The 20859-nt window shown below is 64.1% G+C and carries 19 protein-coding genes and 1 riboswitch; of the genes, 12 read left to right on the plus strand and 7 right to left on the minus strand.

Annotation, left to right across the window (positions count from 1 at the left end; all coding sequences use genetic code 11):
* Positions 1-95: 95 nt before the first annotated feature.
* Complete coding sequence (locus AC56LY_RS20985; protein ID WP_499582871.1) at positions 96-1376, minus strand: porin; 1281 nt, start codon at positions 1374-1376, stop codon at positions 96-98.
* 206 nt (positions 1377-1582) lie between these two features.
* Positions 1583-2632, minus strand: a complete 1050-nt coding sequence (locus tag AC56LY_RS20990) for a porin (RefSeq protein WP_499582873.1) — start codon at positions 2630-2632, stop codon at positions 1583-1585.
* A 487-nt stretch (positions 2633-3119) separates the two neighbouring features.
* Here AC56LY_RS20990 and AC56LY_RS20995 point away from each other — a divergent pair, with 487 nt between their 5' ends.
* A complete protein-coding gene (locus AC56LY_RS20995) occupies positions 3120-4760 on the plus strand; it encodes a tetratricopeptide repeat protein (RefSeq protein WP_499582875.1) in 1641 nt (546 codons plus the stop codon).
* Positions 4761-4849: 89 nt separating this feature from the next.
* Here AC56LY_RS20995 and dapF read toward each other — a convergent pair whose 3' ends face one another.
* Genes dapF through AC56LY_RS21010 form a run of 3 tightly spaced genes read right to left on the minus strand, consistent with a single transcriptional unit; the run spans position 4850 to position 7417 of the window.
* A complete protein-coding gene (gene dapF / locus AC56LY_RS21000) occupies positions 4850-5701 on the minus strand; it encodes a diaminopimelate epimerase (protein ID WP_499582877.1) in 852 nt (283 codons plus the stop codon).
* A gap of 4 nt (positions 5702-5705) precedes the next feature.
* Complete coding sequence (locus AC56LY_RS21005; RefSeq protein ID WP_499582879.1) at positions 5706-6569, minus strand: LpxL/LpxP family acyltransferase; 864 nt, start codon at positions 6567-6569, stop codon at positions 5706-5708.
* Positions 6566-7417: a lysophospholipid acyltransferase family protein gene (locus tag AC56LY_RS21010; RefSeq protein WP_499582881.1), complete on the minus strand. Its 852-nt coding sequence runs from the start codon at positions 7415-7417 to the stop codon at positions 6566-6568. The genes AC56LY_RS21005 and AC56LY_RS21010 overlap by 4 nt, the downstream gene beginning before the upstream one ends.
* A gap of 184 nt (positions 7418-7601) precedes the next feature.
* On the opposite strand from AC56LY_RS21010, the gene metK reads away from it, so the two are divergent.
* From metK to metF, 6 genes are all read left to right on the plus strand, one after another.
* Positions 7602-8768 carry a methionine adenosyltransferase gene (gene metK, locus AC56LY_RS21015; protein ID WP_499582883.1) on the plus strand — a complete coding sequence of 389 codons (1167 nt, stop codon included), beginning with the start codon at positions 7602-7604 and terminating at the stop codon, positions 8766-8768.
* A 95-nt stretch (positions 8769-8863) separates the two neighbouring features.
* Complete coding sequence (locus AC56LY_RS21020; RefSeq protein ID WP_499582885.1) at positions 8864-9661, plus strand: PhzF family phenazine biosynthesis protein; 798 nt, start codon at positions 8864-8866, stop codon at positions 9659-9661.
* A gap of 30 nt (positions 9662-9691) precedes the next feature.
* Positions 9692-10315, plus strand: coding sequence for a glutathione S-transferase family protein (locus AC56LY_RS21025; RefSeq protein WP_499582887.1), 624 nt, complete (start codon positions 9692-9694; stop codon positions 10313-10315).
* A gap of 96 nt (positions 10316-10411) precedes the next feature.
* A riboswitch (S-adenosyl-L-homocysteine riboswitch) is annotated at positions 10412-10484 on the plus strand.
* Positions 10485-10513: 29 nt separating this feature from the next.
* Entirely contained in the window at positions 10514-11926 is a 1413-nt protein-coding gene (gene ahcY, locus AC56LY_RS21030; RefSeq protein WP_499582889.1) for an adenosylhomocysteinase, read from the plus strand.
* 91 nt (positions 11927-12017) lie between these two features.
* A complete protein-coding gene (locus AC56LY_RS21035; protein WP_482896920.1) occupies positions 12018-12374 on the plus strand; it encodes a phage holin family protein in 357 nt (118 codons plus the stop codon).
* Positions 12361-13191: a methylenetetrahydrofolate reductase [NAD(P)H] gene (gene metF / locus AC56LY_RS21040; RefSeq protein ID WP_499582891.1), complete on the plus strand. Its 831-nt coding sequence runs from the start codon at positions 12361-12363 to the stop codon at positions 13189-13191. The genes AC56LY_RS21035 and metF overlap by 14 nt, the downstream gene beginning before the upstream one ends.
* A gap of 71 nt (positions 13192-13262) precedes the next feature.
* Here metF and AC56LY_RS21045 read toward each other — a convergent pair whose 3' ends face one another.
* Positions 13263-13868: a 5-formyltetrahydrofolate cyclo-ligase gene (locus AC56LY_RS21045; protein WP_499582893.1), complete on the minus strand. Its 606-nt coding sequence runs from the start codon at positions 13866-13868 to the stop codon at positions 13263-13265.
* A 32-nt stretch (positions 13869-13900) separates the two neighbouring features.
* On the opposite strand from AC56LY_RS21045, the gene AC56LY_RS21050 reads away from it, so the two are divergent.
* The 5 genes from AC56LY_RS21050 to AC56LY_RS21070 all read left to right on the plus strand — a co-directional run bounded on the left by AC56LY_RS21050 (position 13901) and on the right by AC56LY_RS21070 (position 20341).
* Complete coding sequence (locus AC56LY_RS21050; protein ID WP_499582895.1) at positions 13901-15925, plus strand: lytic transglycosylase domain-containing protein; 2025 nt, start codon at positions 13901-13903, stop codon at positions 15923-15925.
* A gap of 151 nt (positions 15926-16076) precedes the next feature.
* Positions 16077-16793, plus strand: coding sequence for a glutathione S-transferase family protein (locus AC56LY_RS21055; RefSeq protein ID WP_183554496.1), 717 nt, complete (start codon positions 16077-16079; stop codon positions 16791-16793).
* Between the two features lie 4 nt (positions 16794-16797).
* A complete protein-coding gene (locus AC56LY_RS21060) occupies positions 16798-17895 on the plus strand; it encodes a tRNA nucleotidyltransferase/poly(A) polymerase-related protein (RefSeq protein ID WP_499582897.1) in 1098 nt (365 codons plus the stop codon).
* A 191-nt stretch (positions 17896-18086) separates the two neighbouring features.
* Complete coding sequence (locus AC56LY_RS21065; RefSeq protein ID WP_499582899.1) at positions 18087-19634, plus strand: diguanylate cyclase; 1548 nt, start codon at positions 18087-18089, stop codon at positions 19632-19634.
* 47 nt (positions 19635-19681) lie between these two features.
* Positions 19682-20341: a GNAT family N-acetyltransferase gene (locus AC56LY_RS21070; RefSeq protein WP_499582901.1), complete on the plus strand. Its 660-nt coding sequence runs from the start codon at positions 19682-19684 to the stop codon at positions 20339-20341.
* A gap of 1 nt (position 20342) precedes the next feature.
* Here AC56LY_RS21070 and AC56LY_RS21075 read toward each other — a convergent pair whose 3' ends face one another.
* Entirely contained in the window at positions 20343-20852 is a 510-nt protein-coding gene (locus AC56LY_RS21075) for an Lrp/AsnC family transcriptional regulator (RefSeq protein WP_183554481.1), read from the minus strand.
* Between the last annotated feature and the right edge of the window lie 7 nt (positions 20853-20859).

Raw genomic sequence — 20859 nt, forward strand, 5'->3', positions numbered from 1 at the left:
GGGTCATTTTAACCGACGCTTGGCGTTGCACAGGAGAACAAAAAAGACGCCCGCAGGCGTCTTTTCATGCATCGGGCGCAAATGCGGCAGCGTGGTCAGAAGCGGTGACGGATACCCAGCTGCAAGGCGCGGCCATCGGCGCCCGGGGCTTCGGTAAAGCCGCCCGGATTGCCCGAGGTGCCCGGCGAATACTGGGCTTCGTTGTCGTTCTTGATGAACGCCAGTGCCGTGTACAGGTCGGTGCGCTTGGACAGGTAATAGTTGTAGCCCAGTGCGTACAGATTGGCATCGCTGTTGGACGCGGTGCGGTCGTTCTGGTGCGCGTACGACGCGACGACGCGGCCATTGCCGATCTTGTAATGGACGCCGACCTGATAGCTGTTGGCGTCCTGCTGGGTGTTGGCCGAGATTGCACTGGCGAAGATGCCGCGCAGTTGCAGCTGCGCACCGGGAGGAATGCCTTGCGCGGTCAGCGCCGGGCCCACGGCCGTGTCCCAGCCGCGCAGGTAGTCGGGGATCAGCGCCGAGTTCTCGTTGCGCTGGCTGTGGAAGCCGGCAAAGAATTTCCAGCTCTCGCCCAAGGCGTAGGAGCCGCCGACGGTCAGCGTGCGCAGGCTCGGCCGGTTTTCCTGGTCGTAGCCATGGTTGTAGCCGACGCCGACGTCGAAACCGTTGGCTTTGTACGTCAGCGCGCCAGCGCGGAACTTGTTGTAGCGACCGAGGTAACCGGAATTGCGCGCGCCGTACATCACCGAGCCGCCCAGGCCATTCGGCAGCGCGATGCGGTACTGGATGGCTTCCTGCGAGCGGATGTCTGCGCCCAGTGCGGTAAAGCCGGCGGTGCCGCCCGTGACGTGGCCCCAGGTGCCGGCCGTGCCCGATTCAAACGCATCGGCCATATTGAACACTTCGTAGCCTGGCGTGTACATGCGGCCCAGCAGCACGGCGCCGACTGGCGTGATCAGGCCGACCATCGAGGTGCGGTCGAACAGGGCTTTTTCCTGGTTGACGGCAGGGCCGCCCGGCGGCTGGATGGCCGCTTGCAGGCGGTCGCGGATCGCGACCGGGATGCGCTCCATGCCGCGCAGCAGGTAGCGGCCCGGATTGTCGTTCATCAGCGTCGGCTGCTGCGAACCCGTGTCGAGTTCGACGCGGGCTTCAAGATTGAAAATCGCCTTATAGCCATTGCCCAGTTCTTCAGAGCCGCGCAAGCCGAGGCGCGAGCCGTCGGCGCCGCCACTGTAGATCTTGGTCGGGCCGCCTTTTTGCCACATCACGCCGGCGTCGGCAATGCCGTAGATCTGGACGCTGGTCTGGGCCAGGGCGGTGCTTGCGAAGGTCGCGCCGAGCAGGGCGGCGATAAGGCATTTTTTCATGGTGTCTCCCTATTATTTTCTTGTCGCGTGGCATGAGCCCGCTACGCAAATATGCCATTGCCTTGCTGCACTGTACAGAACGCTCTTTCTGACGGGGCCTGGTGGCACGTTGTCGTTGTGAAAAGGCTACAGAGCGTCTTAAACGACAAGAGCGGACACCGTTGCCGATGTCCGCTCTCAAGCAGTTGCTGCCCGCTGCAGGTGTGTTAGAACGTGTGGTGAATGCCGATGTCGTACTGGTTGATCGTGCCCGGGGCGGTCGGGACGCCTTTTTTGCGCGACACGTCGAAATACAGGTAGGTGCGCTTGGACAGGCTGTACTCGTAGCCCAGCGACAGTTGCTTGACCTTTTCCAGACCATCGGTGTCCTTCTGCCCATAGCCAGCGAGGAATTTGCCGGGACCGACCGTGTAATTTGCGCCCACGACCCACGAACTGGTGTCGGTATTGAACAGGCGCGTATTGTCTTCGTCGAGCCGGGTGAATGTGCCCATCAGCTTGAGTTCGGGCGTCGGATTGACCGAGGCGCCGATCGACCAGACCTTCGATTCGACGGCGTTGCGCTCGTAAGCGGCCATCAGCGCGGCCGGGCCGTTGTTGTACGTGCCGGAGATGGAGAACGGATTGGTCGAGGCCTCAGTACCGGCCGCATACTGCGGCGCCGCTGCATTACCACGGCCGATGATGGCCACGGCGCCATTGTTTTCTTTGGTGGCGATGGCCGTATTGAGCTGGAAGCCGTTCACGACCGGCGAGTTGTACCAGACCGCGTTCGACCAGCGGTTGGCGGTGGAACCGACCGGGTCGAGAGGCTGCGAGCTGTAGCCGGCCACGCTCAGATCGGTATAAAAGCCGCCTGCGGTCTCGATCGCGTGAAATGGCTCGAAGGCACCGATGGTTTCGTGGAATGGGGTCAGGCCGCGGCCGATGCGCAGTATGCCGAAGTCGCCCTGCAGGCCGACGCGGCTCTGGCCCTGGAACAATCTGCGTCCATTGCCATCGGGGCCGATTTCTGCGCTGCCGGTGTCCGGCTCATAGCGTGTTTCAAGTTGGAACAGGGCTTTGAGGCCATTGCCCAGGTCTTCGGTGCCCTTGAAGCCAAGGGTGTTGGCCGAGCGCTTGCCGATGCTGACGTTCTGGTTGCTGCGTTTGACGATGCCGGCATCGAGGTTGCCGTAGACCTGCACTGACGTCTGCGCATGGGCCGCACCGGCGCAAGCGCCAAGCAGTGCGACAGCCAGGAGAGAGGTCTTCATCGGGTAATCCTGTCAATAAAGTAAACACGTACATCTGGAGCGTTGAGACCCTGGCTGAACGCGTGATACGTGCACCTTAAATCTTTCAAACGTCAAGACTAGCTAATCCGTCAATTATCGGGGGGCTGCCGCGCTCCTTGCCAATAAATCGAATTGTGCTGTTGTATTTTTGAAACGAGACTCATGAAACGGGCAGCGTGACGCATGCGGTTAACGCGTTCAAGCCGCTTTGCCGCTCGCAAGAGCAATCTGGCGTTGGCATGGAGGTTGCCTTGCGATGATCCGCAATAGTTTCATCGGTTTCATGCTGTTTTGTGACCTCTCAATCGGCTCTGGAATCCAATCGAATCGCCATCTGCCGCGGCGTAGACTTTGGCCTCGTTCGCACAGCAGCGCCGCGTAGCGCCGATCGCTTGTATATTTGCAACTTCCACGTTGCCGCTGTGTGTCGCAGGCACACTTTCCACGTCTTTTACGTAATCCAACGATGGCTAACCGCGAAGAACTGGCGATCATCCGCAATGCCCGTGCCGGCCAGGCGGCAGCCCAGCTCGCGCTGGGCAAGCTGTACCTGTTCGGCAGCAGCGGCCTGCCGCAAAGTCTTCCCACCGCGCTGCACTGGCTGGAGCGCGCGGCGCGGCAAGACTGTCCGCCGGCTTGGCAATTGATCGGCAACCATATCCCGCTTGAATTGGCGCAGCGCGACGCAGCTGGCGTGTCGCAGTGGTACGAGCGCGCCTATGACGACGGCAGCGTGCATGCCGGCCTCGTGTTTGCGCAACTGGTGCTCGATCCGCTGGCGCCGGTCGCGCAGCAGTCGCAGAAAGCCGTGCGCGCACTCGAAGACGCGGTGCGGGCCGGGTTTTCGCATGCCCAGGTACTGCTGACCCAGCAGCACAAGCAGGTTGCCAGGGCAGTGGTCACGCCGGCCATGGCGGCGCGTCCGCCAGCGGCTCAGGGCGCTTCGCATGGCGTGCGGCCCGCGCCAGCGCAGCATGCCGGCCTGGACGCCCTGTGGTTTGCGCGGCGCTGGGCCGATTATCTGCACCTGGCGTTGCCGCAGGCACGGGCGCTGGTGGATGATTCCGGCGAGCACGGCGAGCCCGGCGACCTGCGCCGGTTCGCGCCGGACGAGATCGCACTGCTGTCGCGTTGCGCGCGCCTGATGGATCCGGCACTCATTGGGCTCAATGGGCTCAATGGGCTCAATGGTGTCGCTGGCGTCGATCGTGTGGCGGTGGATGGCGCTGCCCCAGAGCCTTGCGATCCCGGTGAGCTGGCGGTCTTCTGGGAACTGGCCGCTGCCGAGCACGACCCTTACGCGCAACTGGCGCTGGGCCTGCGCTCTGCGCGCATGCGGGTGGATGGCCAGCGCATTGGCAGTGGTGATGTGCACGCCGCGCACGTTGCCAATTTCAAGCGGGCCATCCGGTGGCTGACACTGGCGGGTGAGCAGGGGCTGGCCGAGGCCTGGTACGCGCTGTCGCGCATCTATATCAAGCCAGAATTCTCACAACGCAATGTCGTCGATGCCCAGCGCTACCTGGAGCGCGCGGCCGCGATGGGTTATCGCGCTGCCCAGCTCGAATGCGGCCACAACGCCTGGCGCGCGCGCCGCGAGAACGAAAACAACGATGTGCGGGCGGTGTACTGGCTGCAGAAAGCGGCAGAGCAAAGCGCGCCAGAGGCGGCCGGCCTGCTGCACAAGATCGCGCCGCGCTTGAACACCAAGCCGTACACCGAGACGGGCGCCTTGCTGGCGCTGCACGCCGCGGCGCTGGTGGCGCATCCGCTGCTGGCGGCGCGCCTCGAGCTGGCGCAACTGTTCAACCTGTCGCGGCCCGAAGCCTTGTTGCTCGATGTGGCTGCTGCCGATCAGGTCCATTGCCTGGTCATCGATATCCGTGCCAGTTACGGGCGCAGCAAGCGGCGGCTGGTGATGGTGGCGCCGGGGCCCGAACGCCAGGCGCTCGACCGCATCGTGCGCCTGTTCGACGCAGTCGATTGCGGCCCGGCCGGGCCGGAAGGCAACTACCGACAGCGCCTGTACCGGCTGCGCACGCTGCTCAATATTGTGGCGCCTGACAGCGGCGACGAGGCCGGGGTCAATCTGGGACTGGTGGCTTGATGCGTATGTCGGTAGCGTGAGCGGGTTTCCCGCTCACGCGTTCAACCTGCATCGCTTTTATGGCGCACGACGGCCGGGCGGCTTCAGATTCAGATCTCGACTTCGCCTTCGAACACGGACACGGCCGGGCCGCTCAGGTACACCGGCTGGCCCGGCCCGGCCCAGGCAATGCTGAGTTCACCGCCACGGGCCGAGACGCGCACTGGCGAGTCGAGCAGGCCGCGCCGGATGCCGGCCACGACTGCGGCGCAGGCGCCAGTGCCGCAGGCCAGCGTCTCGCCCGCGCCGCGCTCGAACACGCGCAGGCGGATATGGTGCCGGTCGATTACCTGCAGATAGCCGGCATTGACCCGTTTCGGAAAACGCACGTGGCGCTCGATCAGCGGGCCGGTTTCTTCCACCGGCGCCGCATCGACGTCGTCGACCACCTGCACCGCATGTGGATTGCCCATCGACACAACCGACACGAAGACAGTCTCATCGCCGACCGGCAGCGGCCACAGGGTGTCGTCGCCCTGGGCCATGCCTGCCAGGCCGGTCTCGTCGAACGGCACGTCGGCCGGGAGAAGGCGCGGGGCGCCCATGTCCACCGTAACACTGCCATCGTCTTCCAGGCGCGGATTGATAATGCCCGACATGGTCTGCACGCGGATGCTGCGCGCCTGTGTCAGCCCCTTGTCGACGACAAAGCGCACGAACGCGCGCGAGCCATTGCCGCACTGCTCGACTTCGCCGCCATCGTTGTTGAAGATGCGATAGCGAAAGTCCACGCCGGCGTCAGTCGGGCGTTCCACGACCAGGATCTGGTCGGCGCCGATGCCGAAGCGGCGGTCGGCCAGGCGGCGCCATTGATCGATACTCAGGTCGACCTGCTGGTTGATCGCGTCGACAACGATGAAGTCGTTGCCGGCGCCGTGCATCTTGGTGAATTTCAGTTTCATGGCTTCAATCGTACAGCGAAGGTTCACCCGGCGGCCGGGTTTTAAAACGTTTGTGGGTCCAGAAATATTGTTCCGGCGCCTCACGCACGCGCTCTTCAATAAAAGCGTTCATGCGGCGGGTCGCTTCGACCATGTCGTCGCCCGGATAATTGTCCCAGGCCGGATAAAAGCGCACGCGCCAGCCCTGGTAGTTCGGCAGGTAAGTGGCAATCACGGGGATGACCTTGGCGCCGGTCGTGCCGGCAATGCGGCCCAGCGCCGTCAAGGTCGCAGCCGGCACGCCGAAGAACGGCACGAACTCGGCATCTTTCTCGCCGAAGTCCATGTCGGGCAGCATGAAGTAGGGCAGGCCGTCGCGCAGTGCGCGCAGGATCGGCTTGATGCCTTCCTTGCGCGTGACCAGGCGTACCGGGCCGTAGCGTTCGCGGCCATGGCGCAGCAGGCGGTCGAAGTCGGCGTTTTTTTGCGGCACGTACATGCTGCACACGGGAATCACACGGGCGCCGATGCCGGCCACGTCCAGGCACACGAAGTGCGGACACAGCAAAATTGTCGGGCCGTCCTGCATGGCGGCCAGCGGCACCGATGGTTCGATCTGGATCAGGCTGCGCACGCGTTCCTCGGGCGCCCACCACAGGATCGAGCGCTCGAAGATGCTGCGGGCGTAGGCGCGGAAATGCTGTTTGGCGATCGTGCGGCGTGCGCGCTCGTCGAGCTCGGGCAGGCACAGGCGCAGATTGGTCAGCGCGATCTTGCGGCGCTTGCCCAGGATCACGAACATCAGGCTGCCGATCGCTTCGCCGAAGCGGCCCAGAATGGGCAATGGCAGGAAATGCAGCAACCACATAAATCCCAGCAAGATCTTCATGGTGCGGCCTCGCTGTCCGGGCCCGCCACGCCGTCCGGCTGCTTGTAGCGGTTATAGCTCCAGAAATACTGGGCGGGCGCACGGGCAATGAGTTGCTCCATCGCGCGGTTGATGGCGGCTGCCTGCTCGGCGCCCGTGCCGGACAGGTCGCCATCGAATTCGACGAAGCGCACGATGTAGCCAGCGCCATGCGGACGGCGCTCGGCATACACCAGCAGGATGTCGGCTTTGCCGAGCTGGGCCAGCTTGGCCGGCAGCGTCATCGTGTAGGCGTTGCGACCGAAAAAGGGCGCCCAGACGCCTTCGCCTTCTTGTGGCACCTGGTCTGGCAGCAAGCCGATCGGTTGGCCGCCCTTGAGCGTCTTGGCCAGGATGCGCACGCCCGACAGATTGGCCGGCGCCAGGTGCAGGTTGTGACGCGCACGCGCGCCCTCGACCAGTGGCTTCAACGCGCTCTTGCGCGGCGGGCGATACATGACTGTCAACGCCGTGCGCAGCGCGATTTGCTGGGCCGTCATTTCAAAGCAGCCCAGGTGTGGCGTAAGAAAGACAATCCCGCGACCGGCGTCGAGCCGCGTCTGGACCAGGTCCCAATTCTCCACCGTGGCATGCCTGGCAACCCGCTGCGGGTTGGCGCACCAGACGAACGCAAGCTCGATGGCGGCCTTGCCGGCCTCGGCCACGGCCGCGCGCCAATGGGCGTCATAGCCGGCCTGGATCAGGTTGGCGCGCAGGCGTTTGCGATACGATGGCGACAAGCCATAGACCAGCCAACCCATCGCGGCGCCGAGGGCGTGCAGGAGTGGCAACGGAAAAACGGAAAGTATCCGGAAAAGTACAACTAGCATGTCGTTTGTTGGGTAGCGGACGCCACGCGCGTTTCCACACCAAAATTCCAAGGAAGCGTAAAATACCACTTTATGCAGGATCCGCCGAGTTAACAGACAACTTGCGAAGCGGAATATAAATGTCGCTAAAGCGTCGCAGGCTCAGTTTGCTGCGGCAGAATTATGACCCGTAACAGGAGCCTTCATGTCGAACGACTATCTCTTTACCTCCGAATCCGTTTCCGAAGGCCACCCAGACAAGGTGGCTGACCAGATCTCTGACGCCATTCTCGATGCGATCCTCACCGAGGATCCAACCGCCCGCGTCGCTGCAGAAACGCTGTGCAATACCGGCCTCGTCGTTCTCGCCGGTGAAATCACCACCCACGCCAACGTCGACTATATCAAGGTCGCCCGCGACACCATCAAACGCATCGGCTACGACAATACCGACTTCGGTATCGACTACAAGGGTTGCGCTGTCATGGTCTGCTATGACAAGCAGTCGCCGGACATCGCCCAGGGCGTCGACGAAGGCAAGGGCATCGACCTCGACCAGGGCGCCGGTGACCAGGGCCTGATGTTCGGCTACGCGTGCGATGAAACGCCAGAGCTGATGCCAGCTGCCATCTATTACGCGCACCGCCTGGTCGAGCGCCAGTCGCAGCTGCGCAAGGATGGCCGCCTGCCATGGCTGCGTCCGGATGCCAAGTCGCAAGTCACGCTGCGCTACGTCGATGGCCGCCCGGTTGCCGTCGACACCGTCGTGCTCTCGACCCAGCATCATCCTGACGTCACGCACGCGCAGATCGAAGAAGCCGTCATCGAAGAAATCATCAAGACCACGCTGCCACGCGAGTGGCTCAAGGAAACGCGTTTCCTGGTCAACCCGACCGGTCGTTTCGTCATCGGCGGCCCGCAGGGCGATTGCGGCCTGACCGGTCGCAAGATCATCGTCGACACCTACGGCGGCGCAGCACCGCACGGCGGCGGCGCGTTCTCGGGCAAGGATCCTACCAAGGTCGATCGTTCGGCTGCGTACGCGGCCCGCTACGTGGCCAAGAACATCGTCGCTGCCGGTCTGGCGCGTCAGTGCCAGGTGCAGGTCAGCTACGCCATCGGCGTGGCGCGTCCGATCAATATCACCGTGTACACCGAAGGCACCGGCGTGATCCCGGACGACAAGATCGCAGCGCTCGTCAACGAGCACTTCGACCTGCGCCCGAAAGGCATCGTCCAGATGCTCGACCTGCTGCGTCCGATCTACACCAAGACCGCCGCCTACGGCCACTTCGGCCGCGAAGAGCCGGAATTCACGTGGGAACGTACCGACAAGGCAGCCGAACTGCGCGCAGCGGCCGGCATCGCTTAAGTTCCTGGCGCGCGCACTGCGACCGCACAGCGAACCCCAAAAATTGCCCTGCAGTTTTTGGGGTTTTTTCTTGCTGACTGCAACCAAGGGACGCCATGCACGTACTACCCATCTACCAGGTCGACGCCTTCACGAACCGGCTGTTTGGCGGCAATCCGGCCGCCGTCGTCGTGCTGGACGCGTTTCCCGACACGGCGCTGCTGCATGCGATCGCTGCCGAAAACAATCTGGCCGAGACGGCGTTTCTGGTGCCGCATGACGGGCAATACCGCCTGCGCTGGTTCACCCCGCTGGTCGAGGTGCCGCTGTGTGGCCATGCCACGCTGGCGAGCGCGGCGGTTGTCATGGAACGGCTCGAGCCCGGTCGCACCGAGGTTGTGTTCGACACGGCAAGTGGCCCGTTGCCGGTGCGGCGTTCAGCAACCGGCTACGTGTTGAATTTTCCTGCGCGCAAGCCAGTGCCGGTGGCGCCGCAGCCTGGCCTGGTGGCAGCCCTCGGTTGTGATCCGCACGAATTGCTCGACGTCCTCGACGACGGGTTCGTTTATACGGCCGTGCTGGCCGACGCACGGATCGTGCGCGCACTCGCGCCAGACTTCGATGCCATCGCGCGCCTGGCCCGCACTGGCCTTGCCGTGACCGCGCCGGGCGACGGCGACTACGATTGCGTCAGCCGCTACTTTGCACCGGCCAAAGGCGTACCGGAAGATCCCGTCACGGGCAGCGCCCATTGCGCGCTTGCGCCATACTGGGGCGAGCGGCTGGGCAAGACGACACTGCGCGCCTTCCAGGCATCGTCCCGTGGCGGCGAACTGGCGTGCCGGCTGGTCGACGGCCGGGTCGAGCTCGAAGGTGGATGCGTGTTGTATCTCGAAGGCCGCATCACCGTCTGAATTACCCGCTTTCATTTCACAGGAGACCCCATGCTCAAAATTCTCGGAAAAGCTGCCTCGCTCAACGTGCGCAAGGTGTTGTGGACCTGCAGCGAACTGGATATCCCGTTCAAGCGCGAAGACTGGGGCACAGGCTTTCAGTCGCCCCAGCAGGAAGCCTTCCTTGCGCTCAACCCGAACGCGACGGTGCCGGTCATTGTCGATGGCGACTTCGTGCTGTGGGAATCGAACGCGATTTGCCGCTACCTGTGCGCCAACAGCGCCGAACAACGCCTGCTGCCGCCCACGCCGCGCGCCCGCGCGCTGGTCGAGCAATGGATGGACTGGCAAGCCACCGAACTGAACAATGCCTGGCGCTATGCGTTCATGGGACTGGTGCGGGGCAGCCCGGCGCACCGCGATCCGGATCAGATCGCGGCGAGTATCGCGAGCTGGCACCGGCATATCGGCATCCTCGAACGCCAGCTGGCCACCACCGGCGCCTACGTGACGGGTGCGCAATTCTCGCTGGCAGACGTCGTGATCGGACTGTCGGTCAACCGCTGGCTGCTCACGCCGATGGAGCGACCGCACTATCCCGCCGTGCTCGCTTACATGGAACGCCTGAATGAACGTTCAGGATTCCGGACGTTCGGCGCCAACGGCGAACCGTGAATGTTGAACGGTTGGCCGTTGCTGTCGGGTCACGCCGTGTCCCGGTGCCCGGTCAGGCAAGCATATCCATTGCGGATCAGGCGTGCTAAACTACTTCGTTCCGAGGAGCGTTGCGACTGAAAGACTCCTTTCAGCCAGGCTCGGATATCAGCAACTGCGCTCACGTTACTTTTTTCTAATCATTGAAAGGAGGGCGTGATGAACGCCGTACTCAAAGAAACTGCCGACTATCTGGTCGCCGACATTTCCCTGGCCGCCTGGGGCGAGAAAGAAATCCGCATCGCTGAAACCGAGATGCCGGGTCTCATGGCCATTCAGGAAGAATACGCTGCCACGCAACCGCTCAAGGGCGCGCGCATTGCCGGCTCGCTGCACATGACGATCCAGACCGCCGTGCTGATCCGCACGCTGGAAGCCCTGGGCGCCACCGTGCGCTGGGCATCGTGCAATATCTACTCGACGCAAGACCACGCTGCCGCGGCCATCGCCTCGGTCGGCACGCCGGTGTTCGCCGTCAAGGGCGAAACCCTGGACGAATACTGGGAATACACCCACCGCATCTTCGAATGGCCAGGCGACAGCCACGCCAACATGATCCTGGACGATGGCGGCGATGCAACCCTGCTGCTGCACCTGGGCGTGCGCGCTGAAACCGACATCTCGGTGCTCGACAAGCCGGGTTCGGAAGAAGAAATCTGCCTGTTCAACGCGATCAAGGGCCGTCTGGCGCGTGATCCGAAGTGGTACTCGAAGCGCCTGCCAGAAATCAAGGGCGTGACCGAAGAAACCACGACCGGCGTGCACCGCCTCTACCAGATGCACCAGGAAGGCAAGCTGGCCTTCCCGGCCATCAACGTCAATGACTCGGTCACCAAGTCGAAGTTCGACAACCTGTACGGTTGCCGCGAATCGCTGGTCGACGGCATCAAGCGCGCGACCGACGTCATGATCGCCGGTAAAGTGGCTGTGATTGCCGGTTACGGTGACGTCGGCAAGGGCTCGGCCCAGGCCATGCGCGCACTGTCGGCGCAGGTGTGGGTCACTGAAATCGATCCGATCTGCGCGCTGCAGGCGGCGATGGAAGGCTACCGCGTCGTGACGATGGATTATGCGTGCGAACACGGCGATATCTTCGTCACTTGCACCGGCAACTACCACGTCATCACCGAGCAGCACATGCTCAAGATGAAAGACCAGGCCATCGTCTGCAATATCGGTCACTTCGACAACGAAATCGAAGTTGCCGCGCTCAAGAAATATGAGTGGGACAACATCAAGCCGCAGGTCGATCACGTCATCTTCCCTGACGGCAAGCGCATCATCCTGCTGGCCGAAGGCCGCTTGGTGAACCTCGGTTGCGGTACGGGTCACCCGTCGTACGTGATGAGCTCGTCGTTTGCGAACCAGACGATCGCCCAGATCGAACTGTTCATGAACACCGAGCAGTATCCGGTGGGCGTGTACACGCTGCCGAAGAAGCTGGACGAAAAAGTCGCGCGCCTGCAACTGCGCAAGCTGAACGCCCAGCTGACCACGCTGACCGACGAGCAAGCCAAGTACATCACGGTGAGCCAAGAAGGTCCGTACAAGCCGGAACACTACCGCTATTAATCAGTCCCTGACTGTGTAGTCGCCGTTCCGTTGTTCTGTGAAACGCCTTTCGGGGCGTTTCGTTTATCCAAATCCACGAAAGTCTGTACCGATGCGCCTGTTAATCACCTGGCTGATCAATGCCGCGGCCCTGATGGCCCTGCCTTACCTGATGCACTCCGTCGAAGTCTCGAGCCTCGGCACCGCCCTGATTGCGGCGCTGGTGCTGGGCCTGGTCAATACCTTGATCCGTCCCGTGCTGGTGTTGTTGACGCTGCCAGTGACGCTGCTGTCGATGGGCCTGTTCATCCTGGTCATCAATGCCGTTCTGTTCTGGCTGGTGGCAAACGTGGTGGGTGGCTTTGAAGTGGCCGGTTTCTGGTCGGCCTTCCTGGCAGCCATCCTGTACAGCATTATTTCGTGGGCGCTTTCTTCCTTGCTTCTCTCCGACAAAGATGGAAACTCCTGATTTCAGTATCGAGTTCTTCCCGCCCAAGACGCCGGAAGGCGCCGAGAAACTGCGTGTCACGCGGGCCAAGCTGGCCGAGTTGCAGCCCAAGTATTTCTCGGTGACGTTCGGCGCCGGCGGCAGTACCCAGGAGGGTACGCTGCAGACGGTGCAGGAAATCCAGGCCGCCGGCCACGAAGCCGCGCCGCACCTGTCGTGCGTGGGTGCCACGCGGGCGTCGATCCGCGCTGTCCTCAAGCAGTACCAGGACAGCGGTATCCGGCGCATCGTGGCGCTGCGCGGCGACTTGCCAAGCGGTTATGGCGGCGCCGGCGAATTGCGCTATGCCAGCGACCTGGTCGAGTTCATTCGTCAGGAAACCGGCGACTGGTTCCGCATCGAAGTTGCGGCCTATCCCGAAATGCACCCGCAGGCACGCTCGCCGCAGGACGACCTGCAAGCGTTCGCGCGCAAGGTGAGTGCCGGGGCCGATGCCGCCATCACCCAGTACTTTTACAATGCCGACGCGTATTTTTCGTTCGTCGACAATGTGCGCAAGCTGGGCGTGACTGTGCCGATCGTCGCCGGCATCATGCCGATCACAAACTACATGCAGCTGATGCGGTTCTCGGACATGTGCGGCGCGGAGATTCCACGCTGGGTGCGTCTCAAGCTGGCCAGCTTCGGCGACGACAGCGCGTCGATCAAGGCCTTCGGCCTGGATGTGGTCACGAGCCTGTGCGAGAAACTGCTGGCCGGCGGCGCGCCGGGGCTACATTTCTACAGCATGAACCAGGCAGTGCCGACGACGGCGATCTGGCAGCGGCTCAGGCCTTGATCTGCTAAAGGTAGCGTGGACGGCGCGGAGCCGTCCACGCGTTCAACCGATGTTCGATACGTTAGTGCACATCACGCTTCGGTAATCACCCGATCAAGCGGCACATCGTGCGCGTCGCCTACAAACTCGACCAACTGGCACGCATACGCGATGCCCACCGTGCTCGGGCGCGGCTCGGGCGCCAGCGTCCGGTCATAGAATCCGCCGCCATACCCCACGCGATACCCCTGCGCATTGAATCCCAGACACGGCACCAGCAATGCCGGTGGCCGCGCCACCATGCGTAACTCGGCCGGTACCGCGACACCCATCCGGTCGGCCACGGTCGGCTCGCCCGGCAGCCACTCGGCAAACTCCAGTGCTGCATGGCGCGCCACGACCACGGGCAGCGCCAGCCGTACGCCTGCCGCCGCCATTTCCGCGTACGCTGGACTCAGGTCCGGCTCGCCCGCCAGCGGCCAGTAGACGGCCAGCGAGGCGTGCGGATTGGCCTGCCACCAGGCCAGCACCCGTACGCCGATGCGCGCGTCCCACGCGGCCTTGTCTGCCGGATCGAGCGCACGCCGGCGCGCCTTGAGTGTGTCGCGTAACAACGCCTTGTCTTGATGTGGTTGCTGTAGAGCACTTGTGTCTGGTGGCGGCACAGAGGCGCGTGGTATTCTTGGTTCGCCGGTCATGGTTTCAATGCAGCGTATTGTGAGAGTGGTGGATGTTTCAATCGAAATTGTCTGTCGGCGTGTTGCCGGCTGCTATTGCCCTTGTTCTGAGTCTGGCGTTCGCGCCAGGTGCAGCGGCCCAGGAAGACCCGGAAGCACCCGCGCCCGAGGTAGCACTATCCCCCGTTCCAGCGGGTGCGCCCACCGTGGCGGGCGCCGCCAGCCGCGCCGACGACGACAACTTCATGTTGCTGCGCGAAGCGGCCCGCCAGAGCGACGAAGCGCGGGCCAATGCCATCGCGTCGCGCCTGCCGATGACCAATTATCTGCTGGCATCCTACGTTGACTATTATCGTCTGAAACCGCGCCTGCGCGATGCCATCCAGGACGAGGTGCTGCAAGTGCTGCGGCGCCACGAAGGCACGGCGGTGGCCGAACAACTGCGCGCCGAGTGGCTGATGGAGCTGGGCAAGCGACGCGAATGGAATACCTTCGAACGCGAAGCGGGCACGCTGGCCCAGTCCGGCAGCCTGCCGATCCGCTGCTACGCGCTGCTGGCCAGGGCCGAGCGCGGCGAGCGCGTCGCCGACGAAGCACGTGTACTCCTGAAAACCCCGACCGGCTATGGCGACGCCTGCGGCGCCCTGATCGCGCAACTGGTGGCCAACGGCCAGTTCACCGAAGCCGATCTGCTCACGCAACTGCGCCTGGCGGGCCTGGACAATGCCAGCGGCCCGGCACGTCGTACCGCTGTCTTGCTAGGCTTGCCCGAAACCCGGGCCACCCAGGCGGTCGACCTGCCCGCCGTGGCCATGGCGCGCGGGATTGGCAACAGCCGCGCCGAGCGCGAGCTGTACCTGGTCGCCGTGGGCCGCATGGCGCGCACCACGCTGCGCCTTGCCGTGGCTGGCCTGGAAAAGAACAGCCCCCAATTGACGGCCGAAGAACGCGCGATCGGCTGGGCCAACGTGGCGCTGGCCGCCTCGATCGTGCTGGCGCCCGAAGCGCATGAGTATTGGGAACGCGCGAAAGGCGCGCCATTGAGCGACTTCCAGATGCAGTGGAAGACGCGCATGGCGCTGCGCCGCGGCGACTGGAAAACCGTGCGCACCACCATTGAGACGATGCCGCCCGCCTTGCGCGCCGACTCGACCTGGGTCTACTGGCTCGGGCGCGCGCACCAGGGCGAAGGGCGCCCGGCCGAGGCGCGCGCGCAGTGGCAGAGCATCGCCGGCCAGACGACCTTCTATACGCAGCTGGCTCAGGAAGAGCTGGGCAACCAGGTCGTCGCGCCGCCCCCGATCGCACCGATCACGGCTGCCGAACTGGCTCAGGCCAGCAGCAACCAGAGTCTGCAGCGGGCCATCAAATTCTACGATCTGCGTCTGCGTGCGGAAGGCAATCGCGAATGGAGCTGGGGCTTGCGCAATCTGTCCGAACGCCAGTTGCTGGCCGCCGCCGAGCTGGCACGCCGCAACGAGCTGCTCGACCGCATGGTCGAGACGTCGCTGCGCACGCGCACCGAGTTCAGCTACGACCAGCGCTTCCCGGCGCCGCACCTCGACGTGCTGCGGCCCACGGCCCAGGGCCTGAGCCTCGACAAGGCCTGGGTGTATGGCCTGATCCGGCAAGAGTCGCGCTTCATCCGCGATGCGCGCTCGGGCGTGGGCGCATCGGGCCTGATGCAGGTGATGCCGGCCACCGGCAAGTGGGTGGCGGCCAAGATTGGCCTGAACAACTTCGTCACCAGCATGCTCAACGACCTGCACGTGAACATCACGCTTGGCGCCAATTACATGACGATGGTGCTTAACAATTTTGAAGGCTCGCAAGTGCTGGCCACGGCCGCCTACAACGCCGGCCCGAGCCGCTCGCGCACCTGGCGCAGCCGGCTCGACGCGCCGATGGAAGGCGCGATCTTCGTCGAAACCATCCCGTTCACCGAAACGCGCGGCTACGTGCGCAACGTGATGGCCAACGCCACCAATTACGCGTCGATCTTCGAGGGCAAGCCGCAGTCGCTCAAGGCGCGCCTGGGCACGATCACGCCGCGCCCGTCCACGTCCGTGCTGGACTGACAAGCGGGGCACGGCTGCGGTTCACCCTGCTGTCGGGCAAGCGCCTTGACAGCCGCGGCATTGGGCCGCAAGCTGATGTCGATTACCGCAGCCGTCCCGGGCGTTCAAGCGCCGCCCGGGACGCCCTTCGCCACGTACCCGACGAGACCCCATGCAGACCATCGAACGCGACCCGATTCTCACGCACACCCTGGACCAGACCCGCAGCCCCGGCTTGACGCTCATCATCGGCAACAAGAACCTGTCGTCATGGTCGATGCGCCCCTGGGTCGCGGCCATGGCGTTTGGGATTCCGTTCACTGAAATCAAGGTTCTGCTCGACCAGCCAGATACGTCCAACGAGATCGCCCGCTACTCGCACGCAGGCCGCGTGCCGGTGCTGCTGGCCGGCGAAATGACGGTGTGGGACAGCCTGGCCATCACCGAATACCTGGCCGAACAATTTCCTGACAAGCATATGTGGCCGCAGGACGTGGCGGCGCGCGCGCTGGCGCGCTCGATCGTGGCCGAGATGCACGCCGGTTTCGGCGAACTGCGCAGCGCCATGCCGATGAATATCCAGGCCCGCCTGCCGGGCCGCGGCCGCACGCATGGTGCCCAGGCCGACATCGGCCGCGTCTGCGAAATCTGGGAAGACTGCCTGTCGCGCTTTGGCCATCACCAGTTCCTGTTCGGCGCGTTCTCGATTGCCGACGCGTTCTATGCGCCGATCGTGCTGCGTTTCCAGACCTATGGCGTGATGCTGGCCCCGGCGCTGCAAGCCTATTGCGAGCGCGTGCTGGCCCATCCGGCCGTGGCGCGCTGGGTGAACGAAGCGATGCTGGAAAACCATCCGACGCCGTTGCACGACGCCGATTTGCCGGAGTAAAACGATGCGCAGTTATGTTGTCGGCGGCGCCGTGCGTGATGCGCTGCTCGGGTTGCCGGTCAAGGACCATGATCACGTGGTCGTCGGCGCCACGCCTGAACAGATGATCGAGGCCGGCTTTCGCGCGGTGGGCAAGGATTTTCCGGTCTTTCTGCACCCGACAACGCAGGAGGAATACGCGCTGGCGCGTACCGAGCGCAAGACCGCGCCCGGCTATCACGGCTTCGTGTTCCATGCGGCGCCCGACGTCACGCTCGAACAGGACCTGGTGCGGCGCGACCTCACCATCAATGCGATGGCGCAGGGCGAGGATTGTGTGATCGTCGATCCGCTGGGCGGCCAGCGCGACCTGGAAGCGCGCCTGTTCCGCCACGTGTCCGATGCTTTTGCCGAAGACCCGGTGCGCATCCTGCGCGTTGCGCGCTTTGCCGCGCGCCTGCCCGAATTCCGGGTGGCGGGCGACACCAATGCCTTGATGCGCCAGATGGTCGAGGCGGGGGAGGTCGACGCCCTCGTGCCCGAGCGCGTCTGGCAAGAGCTGGCGCGCGGCCTGATGGAGCGCCAGCCGTCGCGCATGCTGCTCGTGCTGGACGAGTGTGGCGCGCTGGCGCGCCTGTTGCCCGAGCTCGATACGCAGCCGCACACTCTGCGCGTCATCGATACCGCCGCGCGGCAGGACCATCCGCTCGAGATCCGCTTTGCTGCTCTCATGCGCGACGTTGGTACGGCGGCTGTCGAGGCGGTGTCCAAACGGCTGAAAGTGCCCAACGAATGCCGCGACCTGGCCCTGATGACGGCGCGCGAGCATGGCGTGCTCACACAGGCGCGCGACCTCGATGCCGACGCGCTCGTCACGCTGTTCGAGCGCAGCGACGCCTTCCGCAAGAGCGCGCGCTTTGTCCAGATGTTGCTGGCCACGCGTTGTCACGCCAAAGATATTGAACATGACCCCGCAGGCGACTGGCTGCTGCAAGCCCTTGGCGCGGCGCGCGGCGTGGATGCCGGCGCCGTGGCAGCGCGCTGCGACCAGCGCGACCGGATTGCCCAGGCCGTGCACTTGGCACGGGTGGAGGCGGTGGCCGACATTTGTAATAAAGTGTGAAAATCCGCTCTGTAGGGCGTCACAGTTACATGTAGTTACACCCGGCGTACAGTGTGGCCCAGCGTTTTGCTATTCTTCAATATGGTCAATTGTTGCGTTGGAGAAAAACGATGTTCAGGATGCTGGGACGGCGGGTAGGGAGTTGGGTACGGCGCCGCCGCCTGTTATTGGCGACTCTGGCCGTCGTATTGATGAGCGCGCTGCTGGTATTCCTGTACAGCCGCACCGAGGTCATCGACCCCGAAGTGCGCAGCAACGTCCTGCTCAACCTGCGTGAATTCGAAAAGCTCGACGCCGAGTGGGACGCCAACCTGTTGCGTGCCCACACCGGTCGCGCCGCGCTTCGGCCCGACCTGAGCTCGCAATTGCCGCGCATGCGCATCCTGATGGCGCGCCTGGAAGAAGCCGCGCCGCTCACCGGCAGCCGCGCCGCCGCCGAGGCCTGCGCCCAGCTGAAAGTGGCGCTGCGCAACAAGGAAATGCTGGTGGCCGAGTTCGCGCGGCACAATCCGCGCCTGCGCGCAGCGCTGCTGCACATGCCACCGGCCGTGGCCGACCTGAAAACCGAAATTTCGGGCATCGAAGGCGCGCTGGCGCCGGCCCAGTTCGTCGTACGGCTCGACACGACCCTCAATGCGCTGCTGAGCGACATCCTGCGCTACAACATCGCGCCATCGCCGTTGCTGGCGACCCGTATCGAAGAAATCCTGGGCAACGTCGCCGCCCAGCAGATCGCCTTTTCGCCGGCCGTCATCGAGAAGATGGACGCCGTGATCCTGAGCAGCCGCGTGATCCTCGAGAAGCGCCCGCTGGAAAACCAGCTCGAAGCGCAGATCGCTGCGGTCGGCAGCGATGTCGTGCTCGATCGTCTGGAGCAGGAATTCGAGCGCTCGTTCACCACCGTCCTGCTCGAGCGTCAGCGTTTTCGTGGCTACCTGGCGGCGTATTCCGGCCTGTTGCTGGTGCTGCTGGCGTATGCCGGCGTGCGCCTGCGCCGCAGTTACCGGATCATCGGTGTCGTCAACCGCCGCTTGCAATCGGCCAACGAAACGCTCGAGCAGCGCGTGGTCGAGCGCACCGCCGAGCTGCAGGCGCAGTCGGTCCAGCTCGAGCGCCTGGCCCAGCATGACAGCTTGACCGGCCTGATCAATTACCGGCAACTGACCCGTCTGCTCGAACGGGCGCTGGCCCGGGCCGACCGCCGTGACAGCGTCGTGGTGCTGATGTTCATCGACCTGGACGGCTTCAAGGCAGTCAACGATACCTGGGGCCACGCGACCGGCGACCTGGTGCTCAAGACCGTCGCGCGCCGCGTGCAGGCCAAGCTGCGCGCCGAAGATGCGCTGGCGCGCCTGGGCGGCGATGAATTCGTTATCCTGCTCGAAGACGTGACGTCGCGCGACGGCGCGCTGCGCGTGGCCCGCCTGGCGCTGGCAGAAATCGAATCGATCACCGAGGCCGACGGCCATGCCGTGAAAATCTCGGCCAGCATCGGCATCGCCAGTGCGCGCGGCCAGATGGGTGCGGCGCGCGGGCAGGACACGTTGCTGGCCGAGGCCGACAAGGCCATGTACGCTGCCAAGCAGGCCGGCAAGGGCCGCTTCGTGGTCAGCGAGCAGGCGCAATGGCGCGATGAAGACGACCCGGCAGGGCTGGCGCCCGAGCAGGCGCGGCGCGAGCGTCCGAAAGAGGGCGCGGCCGGCAGCACAAGCGCGGCAGGCGCCGACCGGATCGGCTAAGATTCAGAGACGACATCGACAGGTTGTCGCGACGGGAAGGTGTGAACATGCTGGACAATCCATTACGCCGCTGGTTACAGGGCTTGCGCGGCAAGAAGGGGCAGCCGCCGGTCCTGGTCAAGGAATTGCACGAGCGCGACCGTCGCCGCGTGCTGCGCCATCTGCTCGCGCTCGACAAGGATGACCGCCTGCTGCGCTTTGGCAGCATGATGTCCGACGACGGCATCACGGCGTATGTCGGCAAGCTCGATTTCGAGCGCGACATCGTTTTCGGTGTCGTGAGCAATGTGTTCCAGCTGGTGGGCATGGGGCACCTGGCGTTCGCGCCGACCGAAGGGCGCACCGGCACGGCCAAGGCCCAGGTGGCCGAGTTCGGCGTGTCGGTGTCAAGCTCGGCGCGCGGGCAGGGCGTGGGCACGCGCCTGTTCCAGCGCGCGGCGATCCACTGCCGCAATTCGGACGTCGACACGCTCTATATGCAGTGTCTGACGTCCAACAAGACGATGATGCATATCGCAAAGAAAGCCGGGATGGTCGTCACGCGCGAATACGGCGAAGCCGACGCCCACCTCGAATTGCCACCGCCCAGCCCGGGCAGCGTGATGGCCGAGGCGCTCGAGGAGCAGTTCGCGGCGATCGATTACACGGTCAAGGCCAATACGCGGGCCGCCGTGAAGTTCTTCACGCCACGAAAGCCGCGGCAGTAATTCACACCAGCGGCATCGCCGTCGTTTCCTTGATCCGCTGCAGCGCAAAGCTCGACTTCACGTCCAGCACGGCCGGATGCTTGAGCAGCGTGCCCATCATGAAGCGCGAGAAGTGGTCCATGTCGCCCACATGCACGCGCAGCAAAAAGTCCATGTCGCCCGTCATCGCATAGCAGGCGACGACTTCCGGCCAGCTGCCCACCGAGACCGCAAAATCGTTGCGCGGGGACGTTGCCGGCAGACCCGGCTGGCGCGTGGTGCTGGCCACTTCGCTGTGCTTTTCCAGCCGCACGTTCACGTACGCCAGCAAGCCCAGCCCGATCTTGTCCGAGTCGAGCAGTGCGACGTACTGGCGGATCACGCCCGCTTCCTCTAACCGCTTGATGCGGCGCAGGCAGGGCGACGGCGACAGGTTCACGCGTTCGGCCACATCCTGGTTCGACAAGCGGCCGTCATTCTGCAAAATCTCCAGAATTTTACGATCTGTTTTATCCAGCTCAATCTTTGACATACCTTCC

The sequence above is a fragment of the Telluria sp. ZT3P25 genome (assembly GCF_059685895.1).